Below are 14,227 nucleotides of genomic sequence, written 5' to 3' on the forward strand. Positions count from 1 at the left end.
ACACTAGGACTTAACAGATTATGTTGAGTCCTATTTTTGTGCTAGGGCTTTTTAGTTGCATTCCGTGCTAATTAGGGTATAATAACTACTTGTAACGGGGATGTTTTGGATTCGACAGGTATAGGTCGAGCTTAAACTGCGTTTGGTTTTGCACACCTAATGTGCTCAGTTAAAATATAACTGCAAAAAATAACACAAACTCTTACGCTTTAGCTGCCTAATCGCAGTTGCGTAAATCCACCTGCCATCGTCCATGTGTCAGTGTTGGGTTTTATAATTAGTGGACTTACGCTTAATGCTCCCACCTGAAGTGTTGAGAAGAGTTTAATCAGGTTAGCTTTTAATGTTAGCCCTGTTGCTTGGCGGAATTAAGGGTGAAGCTTAAATGAAGTAACTATGAGCGTAGACGTTTAAGTGGCGATATGCTTGGACGCGGGTTCAATTCCCGCCATCTCCATTTTAGAGGTTTGAGACGTTCTAAACGTTGTTATATCAAGCTTTAGGTTTTATAAACGTTTGGTAATGTAATGCTTTTTTAGGAAAAAGTATGCCAAAAGTATCCTAACAATTATAATAACTTGCCCTGGTGAGGACCGTATGTTTTAGGTACGGTCCTTTTTTGTTAGTCAGCCTTGTTATGACTTTATAGTTGGCTGAGAAAAAATAATTCTTGCAGCCATTACATTTTAATGTTATTCTAATAAGGTATTCAAAGTAACGGAGGTTGTGCAAATGTCATATCGCTATAAAGTTAAAGTTAATACAACCACCACCTCAACCACAATTTAAGGCTGGTTGAGTTATTTTGGAGTTTAGATTTTAAATAGAAATTACCAAGTCAACGAAAACCGCCAAGGAAAGTTAATTAAGTGGAGGTTTTGGTTGGCTTTTTTGTATTTCAACTTAGAGAAATGAGGAATTATCTATGAGTAAGGATAAAAAGGTCGCTAACCATAGCGGCTTAAATCGGTCTTTATCTTCGGGCCAGATGGAAATGATTGCGCTCGGGGGAACAATCGGGGTAGGTTTATTTATGGGCTCGACTTCGACAATCAAGTGGACGGGACCGTCAGTGCTATTAGCCTATGCGGTAGTCGGAGTGGTCTTGTATGCAGTGATGCGCGCCTTGGGAGAAATGATTTATATTAGCCCTGGTACAGGTTCATTTGCCGATTATGCTACCCACTATATCCACCCGTTAGCCGGTTATTTGACCAAGTGGAGCAATATTTTTCAGTACGTGGTGGTCGGTATCAGTGAGGTAATCGCGGTTACTCAGTATCTGAATTATTGGTGGCCAAACTTGCCTGACTGGGTTTCCGGGCTGGTGGTTGTCGTAACTTTGACCTTGGCTAACCTAGCTTCAGCTAAGGCCTACGGGACCTTGGAATTTTACTTTGCGATGATTAAGGTGGTTACGATTGTCTTAATGATTATCCTGGGCCTATTGGTTATCTTCTTAGGGTTGGGAAATGGCTGGCATCCAGTCGGGTTGGCTAACCTATGGCAACATGGTGGCTTCTTTACCGGTGGCTTTAAGGGCTTTATGTTCTCCTTGTCAATCATTGTTGGTTCTTATCAAGGAATTGAATTATTAGGGATTACTGCTGGTGAGGCGCAAAATCCTAAGCATGCCATCGTGGCTTCAGTTAAATCGATTGTCTGGCGGATTTTGATCTTTTATATTGGGGCAATTTTTGTAATCGTAACTATCTATCCGTGGAACCAGCTAGCCGCGGTGGGTTCACCGTTTGTAGAAACTTTCACTAAAGTCGGGATTGCCGGAGCGGCCGGGATTATCAACTTTGTGGTACTAACAGCGGCTATGTCAGGGGCCAACTCAGGGATTTATAGTTCCAGCCGAATGCTTTATAAGCTAGCCCTTGATAAGGAGGCACCGGGAGTATTTGCTAAATTATCTAAGCATATCGTTCCTAACGTAGCAATCTTAACCATTTCTGGCGGGATTTTGATTGGCTTTGTCCTCAACATTGTATTGTCGTTACTAAGCAAGTCATCTGAAAACCTCTTTGTGATTGTTTATAGTTCCAGCGTGTTACCAGGGTTAGTGCCATGGTTTGTAATTTTACTGTCTGAATTACGGTTTAGACGCCAAAATCAGGCTAGTCTAGTGGATCATCCTTTCAAGATGCCACTTTATCCCTGCTCTAACTACTTAGCGATTATTTTCTTATTGGTAATCGTACTCTTTATGTTTATTAACCCAGATACCCGGGTGTCTGTTTCCGTCGGGGCGGTCTTTTTATTAGGCTTATCATTGCTTTACTATGTTAAGCATGGCCGGCAAAAATAACTAAGTTTGAATGAACCTCTTGCATTTTGAGCGGAGGTTCATTTTTTGCTTAAGTTTCTTCATGGTATAATTTAGGTGACTTAATTTAAAAGTGAGGTTTTTGCAAATGGAAAAAGCAGCTCAAATTCAAATGTTAACGGACTTTTCAAATGCTAATGCCGTTCCTGGTTTTGAACATGAATTTGTTAAGATGTTTGTTGACCGCATCGAACCCTATGCAGATATCGAAATTGACGGCATGCTTAACGTCTATGCCAGCAAGAAGGAAAATCAAGGCAAGCGGCCGGTAATCCAGCTAGATGCCCACTCGGATGCGGTCGGGTTTATGACCCAAGCCGTACGTCCTAACGGCTTATTGAAATTTGTCCCCCTAGGTGGTTGGGTAAAGTACAATATTCCTGGGACTAAGGTTAAGGTTAGAAATAAAGAGGGCGTCTATATTCCGGGGGTAGTGGCCACTAAGCCACCGCATTTTATGGCGGCCGGAGAGGGGGATAAGGTTCCAGAGATTGCGGAAATGCAAATCGATGTCGGTTCGTCGTCGCGCAAAGAAACGCTGGAAGTCTTCAAGATTGATACTGGCTGTCCAATCTTTGTGGACGTCGACTGCCAATACAACGAACAAACCGAAGTCTTTTTTGGTAAGGACTTCGATGATCGCTTTGGGGCAGCCGTCATGGTTAATTTATTGGCGGAACTTCAAGGTAAGCAAACCAACCTAGATGTAGTTTGTGCACTTTCCTCCCAAGAAGAAGTCGGGTTACGAGGAGCTTACGTAACCGCTCGAAAGATTAAGCCGGACGTAGCCATTGTGCTAGAATCATGCCCAGCTGACGATACCTTTGAGCCAGACTGGCTATCACAAACGGGAATGAAACGGGGGCCAATGTTAAGGGACATGGATAAAACCTTTATCCCTAACCCGATTTTCCAACAGTATGTGTGTGAGCTAGCGGACCAAAGAAAAATTCCTTACACCCGGTCTGTAAGAACTGGGGGCGGTCAAGATGGAGCGGCCATTTATTACGAAAATGGAGCACCTACGATTGTAATTGGGATTCCGGTTCGCTATGAACACTCACCATATTGCTTTGCTTCTTATCAGGATTATCAAGCTTCGCTGGCCTTGGCCTTAGCAATCGTTGAGGATTTGACGGTTGAGAAGTTAGCCAGTTTTAAACAACCACGGTTGTAAAATTTCCTAAAAAAGACATATATTTTTAATAATTTTTGGCTAAAATAAGCTAGATAGAGAAGAGAGGGGACGTTTATGAAATTATTAATGGTCGAAGATAATAAGTCTGTTTCTGAAATGATGTCGATGTTTTTTAAAAAGGAACAATGGGATGTTGAGTACGCCTATGATGGCGAAGAAGCAGTCGAAAAGTTTAAGCAGGATCCAGATAGTTGGGACATGATTACGCTTGACCTAAACTTACCTAAAAAAGACGGGATGCAAGTGAACGCTGAAATTCGGGCAATTTCCAAAACGGTTCCGATTATTATTTTGACTGCCCGTGATTCGGAAAGTGACCAAGTTTTAGGCTTGGAAATGGGGGCTGATGATTATGTAGTCAAACCCTTCTCACCGATTACCTTAATTGCGCGGATTAAGGCTTTACACCGGCGGGCTGAAATTCCTAGTGTCAAAGTGGCTAACGTTCTTAATGACACCGAGGTTTACGACGTGGTCACAGATCACTTTAAGCTTAATACGAAGACGCGTGAAGCTTTTTTGTTTGATAAACAGATTAATGATTTAACACCCAAAGAATTTGATTTATTAAAGACCTTAGCCCAAAAACCAAGACAGGTCTTCTCCCGCGAACAGCTATTACAATTGGTCTGGGATTATGAGTACTATGGGGATGAACGGACCGTTGATGCCCACATTAAGAAATTACGGCAGAAGTTAGAAAAGGTTGGTCCACAGGTAATCCAAACCGTCTGGGGGGTCGGTTATAAATTCGATGATTCTGAGGTAAAACTTAAATGAAATTAATCTATCAACAAATGTTGGCCTTCTTTGTGGTCATTATTACTTTGTTGGTAATTTTAGGGGCCTCATTTTTCCATTTAATGAGAGAAAATGTCTACCAATCTACTTGGCAACAAATGGAGACCTACGCTTATAGTCTGAAGAGTACTTCCTTGAAGTTAGTCGACACTTCTAAGGGTGAACAAATCGCCCTAAATGTTAGCAACTTGGAAATCAGTGAGTTACTCCTTCAAAACCAAAAGGTTCACTTCACAATCTACACCGGACGTGATAAGGTCCTGTACCCTTTGGACGGGTTTCAGTCAGTGATTTCTAAAACTGATTGGCAAAAACTGCAGGCGGGGCAAATTTTGCGGCGGCGCAAGGATATTGGGGATCGAAAAAAGGTTAACCAAAAACAGTTGAGCACGTCCCAAAAGAAACTGAGTTCTGCCCAAAAACAGCTCCCTAATTGGGGTAAGCAAGTTATCACAACCGATGTCTTCGTACCCTGTTTTAACTCGCAAGGTAAGTTAGTGGCAGTTATTTCAGTCGGGGCAATGGTTTCTAATATCGAATCAAGTATTAAGGAAATCCAAAAGAGCTTGATTTATGCCCTGCTAGTTTCGGCGCTTCTAGGGATTTTAATTAGTTATATCCTGGCTCACTATAGTACCAAACGGATTAGCCGCTTACGTAAGGCCAGTCACCAGATTGCCGGGGGTAATTTTGACGTTCAGATTGAAAATAACGGCCGTGATGAGCTTGATTATTTGGCCGCCGATTTCAATAAAATGGCTAGCTCATTAAAGGAGTCGCAAGAAGAAATTAAGCGGCAAGAAGAACGGCGGCGCCAGTTTATGGCTGACGCGGCCCATGAAATGCGGACCCCACTAACTACGATTAACGGTCTCCTAGAAGGATTAGCTTACGATGCCATTCCTGAAGAAAGCAAGGGTCAGAGTATCGAGTTGATGCGCAATGAAACCAAGCGCTTAATTAGGCTAGTTAACGAAAATTTAGATTATGAAAAGATTCGGAGTGGGGCGATTAGCCTATCGAAATCTAAATTTGATGCGGTTACCGTAATTCATAACCTGGTTGAGCAGTTACAACAAAAGGCCCAAGAAAGTAATGATCGCTTTGAGTTAGCCTTGCCTAAGCAGTTAGAGGTCTACGCTGATTATGACCGCTTCGTGCAAATTTTATTTAACGTGATGCAAAATGCGGTCCAGTTTACCGATGATGGGGTGATTAATATTAGCGCTGAACGTGGCTTTAATGAAGTCATAATCCGGATTGCTGATACTGGAATTGGAATGAGCCAAGAGCAGTTGCGCAATATCTGGGAGCGTTATTACAAGGCTGACCCATCACGTAATAATACCAAGTATGGAGAATCCGGCTTGGGCTTAGCGATTGTTCACCAGCTAATGCAGTTACACCAAGGTAAAATCGAGGTAACTAGTCAAGAGGGAAAGGGGACGACCTTTAGCTTAACTTTCCCTAGTCCTAAGTAATTAGGCAATCAAAAAAGAAGGAATTCTAAGAGCAATTCTTAGGATTCCTTCTTTTTACTTATTGTGCAGCAGCCTGACTGCTAGCAGTGGAGGCGCTAGCGTCAGTACTAGTGTCGCTTGCTTCTTGATCAGTGGTCTTTAACTCGGGGGCATCAGAGTTATAAAGGTTGGCAGTAGTTTGGTTGCCCTTTTGGCTCCAAAGGCTGGTAGAGTTATTACCTAGGATTTGTTGGAGCTTTTCGAGTTGGCTTAACTGCTTTTTATAGTTGTAATTTTGCGGATTTACTGGGGTAAAACCTGCTGGAACATAGAAGCGCAGTAGGTTTTTGTTATTGAGCGAATCAGACAAAGCTAACTCAGTGCGGACCTTTTGTTTATCGGCCTTGAGCTCCTGTTTAAGTTTATTGGTAGGGTGGGTGATTACGGTCCCACTCCCATTTTGATAAATGGTAGAGCCAACAACTGTGTACTTAGGGGTGACAAAAGTCCCGCTTCTAAAGGCTACTACTTGATCATGGTTTGGTGAGAATAAGTCGGTTCCAAATTGGACGTACTTCGAACTGTCAATTCCTAGGAGGTGGAGAAGGGTTGGTAGTACGTCAATTTCGCCCCCGTATTGCTCTTGAATTCCTCCGGTAGTGATACCAGGAATATGAATCATAAATGGTACGCGTTGCATTTGGGCATCGTCATAGTCGGACCAGGTGGTGGCAGACTTGCCTAGTAGTGGGGCCAGTTTTAGGTTGCGGGAATCAGAAATGCCGTAGTGGTCTCCGTAAATAACGATGATGGAGTTATTGTAGAGGCCTGATTCCTTTAGGTAGTTAAAGAACTCGTTTACAGCTTGATCTAGATAATGGGCCGTTACAAAGTAATTATCAACCGTGCTATCCCCGGTGTTAGCTGCTTTGAAGCTAGTGTTTTTCTTGTCTAATTCAAACGGGAAGTGGTTTGAAACGGTAATGAACTTAGCATAGAAAGGTTGTTGCAATCTTTCTAAGTATTTAACCGAGTCGTGGAAGAGCAGTTTATCTTTGAGACCATACTCAGTGAGGTTATTAGAATTAGTATTGTAATAAGAGGCATCAAAGAAATATTGGTAGCCCATGTTCTTATAGGTATTGTCCCGATTCCAAAATGAACCCACATTACCATGGAAAACGGCGGAACTGTAGTTACCCTCTTGGTTTAAAATCGCTGGGGCTGCTTGGAAGGTGTTATCACTACCGAGGGTGGTAAATAAGGAGCCTTGTGGCAGCCCGTAGGTGCTAGTTTCAAGCATATTTTCGGCATCGGAAGTTTTTCCCTGCCCCACTTGGTTAAAGAAGTTGGCAAAACTATAAGTTTCGTTGCCGTTGTAGAGGCTGTTTAAGAAAGGAGTAACCTCTTTGCCATCTAACTTATAGTTGATTAAAAATTGCTGGAAGCTTTCTAAGTGGATGACAATCACGTTTTTTCCCCGGGCAATGCCAAACAAGTCCGGGTTAGGTTTGGCGTAATGTTCCTTAGTAAAAGTTAAAACCTTATTTAAATCGGCACTCTCTGCGTCGCTTCTAGCTTGGTTGGTCTTAACGGTTTTAAGGCCATCGTAAACCGTGTAGGCGTCAAGGCCCAGGTACTTAACGAGGTAAACCCGGTCAAAGGTCCGTCCTAATAGCTGGGGCCGCGAGATCTCGGCCAAAGTCAAGTTGAAAAAAAACATTAGACAACCCAAGGAACTGATAGCCACGGCCGTCTTGCGTGCTACGGGCTGAGGGTCGAGTTTGATTTTCTTGGTAATTAATGCCCCTAAAATCAACACTAAATCTAAAATTAAGATAAGGTCAGCCGGTTCCAGTAAAGCTAGTGAACTAGTACTCAGCCCATTTGAAACTGACGAGTAACCGAAAATAACGTTAAAGGTCATAAAGTCGGTAAATTCGCGGTAATAAATCACATTAAAAATGATGAGGGCGCTGTTGGCAATGTAAATTAAAACCATGGTTAGGTACGAAAGTAAGGTTCGGTGTACATACAAAGCCAATCCGAATAACAGCATGGTGGTTGCAAGGGGGTTGATTAAAAGGACCAACCATTGGTAGGGAGTAGCTACCCCTAACTTAAAGTCCATACAGTAAACAATGATGGTTTTTAACCAAAAAAGTCCGACTAGGAAGGTAAAAAAGCCCTTGCGCGTATTTAGAAATTCACTAATTTTTTTTAAACGCACGGTTATAAACCGTCCTTTCCAAAAGAATGTCACCTAATTTTAAACCAAAAAAGAATTTTAAGTCAATTAAGCTTGGGGGACTTACTGAAGTCTTAAAAAATTAGCGATGAAAACAAATGATAAATTTTCATTTTGCGGGTCGATTTAAATAAATGTGAATTAGTCACAAGAAATGACAGTTGGTAAACTAGGGCTATTTAAAACGCTTGTGAAGAAAGTTCTTGAAAATACTTTCTTGTGCGTCATTAAAGCGTTAAAGCGGTAAATTTAAGACTTGAAATTAGGGGGCAGAAACTGATAAAATATTTTTTTGTTATGACAAGAGAGAATGCATAAGAAGAGAAAAGAGAGGAACTTAATATGTTAATTGCGCTAATTCCAGCTTTAGCTTGGGGAAGTGTTGGCTTAATTTCCGGTAAATTAGGTGGAAATGCCAACCAACAAACACTTGGAATGACTTGGGGGGCTTTGGTCTTCTCAATTTTAATGACGCTATTTTCCTGGCAACACTTTATTAGTAGTAATAGTTTAAAACTATGGTTGGTCGGAATTGTTTCAGGTTTATTTTGGAGTTTAGGTCAAAACCAACAATTCCACGCGATGAAGGCGGTCGGAATTTCTAAGGCTGTGCCAATTTCAACGGGGGCCCAGTTAGTGTCTAACGCCTTGGCCGGGGCTTTGTTGTTCCATGAATGGACAACCGGCCGGCAACTATCGCTAGGGACAATCGCCTTAGTGGTATTGGTATTAGGGGCAACGTTAACAGCCTTAAAGGATAAGAGTGTCGCAACTGATAATACCGTTAAAGAAAATTGGGCTTTAGGTAGCCGGGCGTTAGTCCTATCTACCCTTGGTTATTTGGGTTATACAGTAGTAGTAACTTGGGCAAGCGTTGATACTCAGGCAATGGTGTTACCACAGGCTTTAGGGATGGTTGCTGGTGCTTCGGTCTTTGCTTTAGGTAAAGATGCCTTCGAAGTGGCTACCTTCAAAAATATTATTACCGGTTTAGTTTGGGGAACAGGGAACTTCTTCATGTTCATGGCGACTGCGGCCGTCGGGTTAGCAATTAGTTTTTCCTTCTCCCAAATGGGAATCGTCATTTCCACCTTCGGTTCAATCCTCCTATTAGGTGAACATAAGACGAAAAAAGAATGGCTATACGTATGTCTAGGCTCAATTCTAGTAATTGCCGGTGGGATTATCTTAGGACAATTGAAATAAAGTTGCAGAACTCCGCTCAAGTGTAGCGGGGTTCTTTTTTCTTAGTTGTTAAGTATTTTTAAGGAAAAATAATAATTTATCGTCAATTTGTGCTTTAAAAATTGTGGGTATAATTGTATAATTACTTCTGTAGATAACATTTACTAAGGAGAGATCTAAATGGCTCATATTTCATTTGATAGCTCAAATTTAACTAAGTTTGTTAACCCTAACGAACTTGGTGAAATGCAAGCTTTAGTTACAGCAGTTGATAAAGAATTACGTGAAGGTACTGGTGCAGGTAACGACTTCCGTGGTTTCTTAAACTTACCAGTTGACTACGATAAGGAAGAATTTGCACGGATTAAAGAAGCGGCTAAGAAGATTCAATCAGACTCAGATGTTTTGGTTGTAATCGGTATCGGTGGCTCATACTTAGGTGCCCGGGCAGCAATTGAATTCTTACACCACTCATTTTATAACTACTTACCAGCTGAAAAGCGGAATGCACCACAAATCTTCTTTGCTGGTAACTCAATTTCATCATCATATGTTCATGACTTATTAGACTTAATCGGGGACCGTGACTTCTCAGTTAACGTAATCTCCAAGTCTGGTACAACTACTGAACCTTCAATCGCTTTCCGTGTCTTTAAGGAAAAATTGGTTGAAAAGTATGGTCAAGAAGGTGCACGCGAACGGATCTATGCTACAACAGACCGGGCACGTGGAGCTTTGAAGACCGAAGCTGACGCAGAAGGTTACCAAACATTTGTCATTCCTGATGATGTTGGTGGTCGTTTCTCTGTATTGACACCAGTTGGGTTATTACCAATTGCTGTTTCAGGCGCAGATATTGATAAATTAATGGCTGGGGCAGCCCAAGCTCGTGAAGACTACGCTGATGCTGACTTAGAAAAGAACGAAGCATACCAATACGCAGCTTTACGTAACATCTTATACCGCAAGGGTTACACTACTGAAATCCTTGAAAACTACGAACCATCCTTACAATACTTCTCAGAATGGTGGAAGCAATTGATGGGTGAATCAGAAGGTAAGGATCAAAAAGGTATCTACCCTTCATCAGCTAACTTCTCAACAGACTTACACTCATTAGGTCAATACATCCAAGAAGGACGTCGGAACTTAATGGAAACTGTTGTTAAAGTTGGTAAGCCAAACCATGACGTGGCTATTCCTAAGGAAGAAGAAAACTTGGATGGTTTAGGTTACTTAGAAGGTAAGTCAATGGACTTCGTTAATACTAAGGCCTTCCAAGGGGTTGTTTTAGCTCACACTGACGGTGATGTTCCTAACATGATCGTTAATATTCCTGACCAAACAGCTTTCACTTTAGGTTACACAATCTACTTCTTTGAAATTGCTGTTGCTATTTCAGGTTACTTAAATGGCATCAACCCATTCAACCAACCAGGGGTTGAAGCTTACAAGAAGAACATGTTTGCTTTACTTGGTCGCCCAGGTTATGAAGAATTAACTGCAGAATTGACTAAGCGTTTAGAAAAATAAGCTGCTTTTAAAGCTCAAGCTAAAGGTCCTCAGGCTTTTGGCTTGGGCTTTTTTTAGTTGACCTGGCAAAGAAAAGACTTGAAATTACTAGGCTTTTAGCGATTAGCTTGGTACAATAGAGATTAATAAAGGATTATAGAGGTGACGAGAATGGCACAAATTTCTTATGGCATTTTAGGTGCAAGCCAGCCGGCAACAGAATTTGTCAAGGCAATCGAACAAGTTGAAGAAGCTAAAGTGGTAGCCATTGCCGGCCGGAGTCTTGCCGATGCGCAAAAACAAGCTGAGAGGTTGGGACTTGAGCGAGCATATGGTAGTTATGAAGAGTTATGTGAAGTAAGTGATGTAGATGTAATCTACATTCCTAAGTATAACCGGGCCCACTACGCTTGTGCTAAGTATGCGCTCGAGCATGGTAAGCATGTTTTGATGGCACAACCCTTTACTAGACACAAGGTGGGGGCCGGAGAATTATTCCAGCTAGCTGCCAATAAGAATTTGCTATTGATGGAAGAACAAAGTGTACTCTTCTTGCCGTTAATGCAACGGATTAAGGCGGAAGTGGCTAAGGGGACGATTGGTAAACTGCGGTTTATCGAAATTAAACGTTACCTTAAGCTCGCTAACAATAACGACTGGCTCCAAGACTTAGCGGCTGGTGGTGGGGCTTTAAATGTAGGTGGGAGTAACCCCTTAGAACTGGCGGCCTACTTAACTGATGGTGAAGTATCAGAGTGGGCTGGGTTTGCTGAAAATAATATTGGTGAAGCCGACCGCTCCGCCAGCTTGACTTTTAAGGTAGCTGACTTGTTAGTCAATGCCTTTGTCACCACCGAATTAACCGGTGAAGATAAGCTAACCTTGGTGGGAACAGACGGAAAGATTACCGTTCCTAATTATACTGAAGCTAAGGTTGCTACAGTTGAAACAACTAGTGGGACAAACCAGTTAGTAGATCAAAACTACCAGTCAGGCTTAGCTTACCTATTAGCTCACTTCAATGAGTGTTTAGCTAAGGGATTAGTTGCTAGTCCACTTGTAACGCCTGCTCAAACTATTAAGGCATTAACAGTCATCGAAGACCTCTATCAAAGATGGTACGGTGATCCTTTAAACTAGGATAAATAAAAGGCCCACGCTAATTTCTAGCGTGGGCCTTTTAGTAGGTTAAATTAAAATCTTAAAGACCAAAAACAGCCTTGTAAAGTAAAGCGGCACTAATACCGGCACAAATAGGTGCAAGCACTGGTACCCATGAGTAATCCCATTGGGAAGAACCTTTGTGCTTCAGTGGAAGTAAGGCGTGCACAATCCGGGGACCAAGGTCACGAGCAGGGTTTAAGGCTGGACCAGTAGGACCACCGAATGAAGTAACTAATACCATCACTAATAGACCGATGCCGATGAAGCCTGCACCTTGGTTACCGTGAGCAAAAATTGGTGAGTGGGTAATTGCTAAGGCAGCAAAAACTAATGTGAAAGTCCCAAAGTATTCGTTCACAAACCCATTTAAGCGGCTCTTAGAAGCGTCGATAGTTGAGAAAGTTCCTAAGATAGCTTCAGGATTTTCTGTGAGGTCGTAGTGAGGTTTAAAGCAAGCAACAATAACTAATTGGCCGACCATTGCCCCTAAGAACTGAACGGCGATGTAAGGAAGAACTTCGGACCAAGGGAAGTCGCCGGCAAAAGCTAACCCTAAAGTAAAGGCAGGGTTGATGTGGTTACCAGAAACAGATCCAAACATTAAAGCGGGAATCATAACCGCAAACCCGTAACCAACAGCGATTGTCATCCAACCACTCCTGGAACCCTTAGTACCATTTAATTCAACGTTGGCAACAGAACCGTTACCTAAAATAACCATGATAGCTGTCCCAAAGAATTCGGCAGCTAATCTTGCTGTTAATGCGAAATGCATATGAGCCTCCTATATAAATATGTATAAACTTGATAATTATGTAACAATGAAATAATTACTCATACTATCATAATAAGGGACTTAGTTAATGTCAATAAGCTTTCTAAATTATTTGCAAAGTTTTTCGAGAAAAAGTTAACATTTTCACAAAAAACTTTGAAAAAGATCTTGTTAACATAGAAAAGCAAGGTGTTTAGACTTGTAATTTTATTTAAATACCATAGAATATAAAGTAGTAGCCTAAGGGGGTTTTTAGATGATAGCGAAAGCGGTAGAAGAAATGTTCAGCCAGCGCAAGGGAGGATATTTAATCCCGGCTGAAATAGTGGCTAATGTTTCTGAAACTAATAATTTAAATCATGCTTTATTGGTATTAACCAAGGTGAAGTATGCAAAGATTCCGGTTTTAGATAAAGAGCAACGGGTTACGGGCTTGCTTTCCTTAGCGATGATAACCGAGACCATGCTAGGCTTAAATGGGATTGACCCTAGCCGGCTAAACCGGATGACTGTTAAAGAAATAATGCAGACCGATTTTCCTAAGATTCAGGCGCCATATGATATTGAAGAAATTCTGCACCTGTTGGTGGATCAACCCTTCTTAACGGTAGTTGATCAGGCGGGCGTTTTTTTAGGAATTATTACCCGGCGGGAAATTATGAAGGAAGTCAATTACTTTGCTCATGATTTAGAAAAGCAATATCTAATTGAACCTAAGGCAGGCTATCTAGAGGAAACAAAAAACACGGGGACTAAGGTAAAACTAGTTGTTCCCAAGAGGAGGAGTTCTAGTGCCAAAGTTAGACGCTAATGAAATTATTCGGACGATTGCGGAATCTAAAAAGCAAACGCCGGTTAAGGTTTTTGTTAAGGGCAAATTAAATGAATTAGAGGTACCAGCAAGCATCGATGCTTATCTAAACGATAAAGCTGGGGTCTTATTTGGGGATTGGCAAGAAGTTGAAGCCTTTTTAAAGGCTAACCAAGCTAAGATTACTAATTACCGGGTTGAAAATGATGGGCGCAACACTGGGGTGCCTATGATTGATAAAAAGCAATTTAATGCCCGGATTGAACCAGGTGCAATTATCCGTGACCAAGTTGAAATCGGAGATAACGCCGTGATTATGATGGGGGCCGTTATCAACATTGGGGCCGAAGTCGGTGAAGGTTCAATGATTGATATGGGGGCTATCCTTGGTGGCCGGGCCCTAGTTGGTAAGCACTGCCACATTGGGGCCGGCACGGTCTTAGCTGGCGTGGTAGAACCACCTTCTGCCCAACCAGTTACAATCGAAGATGATGTTTTAATTGGGGCTAACGCAGTAGTCCTAGAAGGTGTTCGGGTCGGAAAGGGTGCAATTGTTGCCGCTGGTGCAGTTGTTACTAAAGACGTTGAACCTCACACTGTGGTTGCAGGTACTCCTGCTCGTAAGATTAAGGATGTTAAAGACGTTGCCGGCGATAAGAAGGAAATCGTTGACGACTTACGGAAACTTTAAGACTAGAAGTGGGATGTTAAGCAGTCCCACTTTTTTTAAATAAAGAAGGG

11 protein-coding genes and 1 other RNA gene are annotated in these 14,227 nt (G+C 41.9%); 10 read left to right on the forward strand and 2 right to left on the reverse strand.

Annotated elements, in window-relative coordinates:
• Positions 1-96 precede the first annotated feature (96 nt).
• From ssrA to N4597_RS03100, 5 genes are all read left to right on the forward strand, one after another.
• Positions 97-460: a transfer-messenger RNA gene (gene ssrA / locus N4597_RS03080) on the forward strand.
• 465 nt (positions 461-925) lie between these two features.
• Complete coding sequence (locus N4597_RS03085) at positions 926-2,314, forward strand: amino acid permease (protein ID WP_056976225.1); 1,389 nt, start codon at positions 926-928, stop codon at positions 2,312-2,314.
• A 106-nt stretch (positions 2,315-2,420) separates the two neighbouring features.
• Positions 2,421-3,509: a M42 family metallopeptidase gene (locus N4597_RS03090; RefSeq protein WP_260904563.1), complete on the forward strand. Its 1,089-nt coding sequence runs from the start codon at positions 2,421-2,423 to the stop codon at positions 3,507-3,509.
• 75 nt (positions 3,510-3,584) lie between these two features.
• Positions 3,585-4,310, forward strand: a complete 726-nt coding sequence (locus N4597_RS03095) for a response regulator transcription factor (protein ID WP_167589668.1) — start codon at positions 3,585-3,587, stop codon at positions 4,308-4,310.
• On the forward strand, positions 4,307-5,812 hold the full coding sequence (locus N4597_RS03100) for a sensor histidine kinase (protein WP_101811306.1): 1,506 nt from the start codon (positions 4,307-4,309) through the stop codon (positions 5,810-5,812). The genes N4597_RS03095 and N4597_RS03100 overlap by 4 nt, the downstream gene beginning before the upstream one ends.
• A 58-nt stretch (positions 5,813-5,870) precedes the next feature.
• Here N4597_RS03100 and N4597_RS03105 read toward each other — a convergent pair whose 3' ends face one another.
• On the reverse strand, positions 5,871-8,021 hold the full coding sequence (locus N4597_RS03105; protein WP_260904566.1) for an LTA synthase family protein: 2,151 nt from the start codon (positions 8,019-8,021) through the stop codon (positions 5,871-5,873).
• 360 nt (positions 8,022-8,381) lie between these two features.
• Here N4597_RS03105 and N4597_RS03110 point away from each other — a divergent pair, with 360 nt between their 5' ends.
• The 3 genes from N4597_RS03110 (at position 8,382) to N4597_RS03120 (ending at position 11,876) form a co-directional block, all read left to right on the forward strand.
• A complete protein-coding gene (locus N4597_RS03110; RefSeq protein WP_089143956.1) occupies positions 8,382-9,245 on the forward strand; it encodes a GRP family sugar transporter in 864 nt (287 codons plus the stop codon).
• Positions 9,246-9,404: 159 nt separating this feature from the next.
• Positions 9,405-10,757, forward strand: a complete 1,353-nt coding sequence (locus N4597_RS03115; RefSeq protein WP_050610774.1) for a glucose-6-phosphate isomerase — start codon at positions 9,405-9,407, stop codon at positions 10,755-10,757.
• A 150-nt stretch (positions 10,758-10,907) separates the two neighbouring features.
• Complete coding sequence (locus N4597_RS03120; protein ID WP_094128069.1) at positions 10,908-11,876, forward strand: Gfo/Idh/MocA family protein; 969 nt, start codon at positions 10,908-10,910, stop codon at positions 11,874-11,876.
• 61 nt (positions 11,877-11,937) lie between these two features.
• On the opposite strand, the gene N4597_RS03125 is transcribed toward N4597_RS03120, so the two are convergent.
• Positions 11,938-12,675 (reverse strand): MIP/aquaporin family protein, encoded by a 738-nt coding sequence (locus tag N4597_RS03125; protein ID WP_089144625.1) that lies wholly within the window; start codon positions 12,673-12,675, stop codon positions 11,938-11,940.
• Positions 12,676-12,931: 256 nt separating this feature from the next.
• On the opposite strand from N4597_RS03125, the gene cbpB reads away from it, so the two are divergent.
• Entirely contained in the window at positions 12,932-13,486 is a 555-nt protein-coding gene (gene cbpB, locus N4597_RS03130; RefSeq protein WP_260904570.1) for a cyclic-di-AMP-binding protein CbpB, read from the forward strand.
• Positions 13,467-14,177: a 2,3,4,5-tetrahydropyridine-2,6-dicarboxylate N-acetyltransferase gene (gene dapD, locus N4597_RS03135; protein WP_260904572.1), complete on the forward strand. Its 711-nt coding sequence runs from the start codon at positions 13,467-13,469 to the stop codon at positions 14,175-14,177. The genes cbpB and dapD overlap by 20 nt, the downstream gene beginning before the upstream one ends.
• Positions 14,178-14,227: the final 50 nt, after the last annotated feature.

It is taken from the genome of Ligilactobacillus agilis (assembly GCF_025311475.1).
Taxonomy (GTDB): Bacteria; Bacillota; Bacilli; order Lactobacillales; family Lactobacillaceae; genus Ligilactobacillus; species Ligilactobacillus agilis.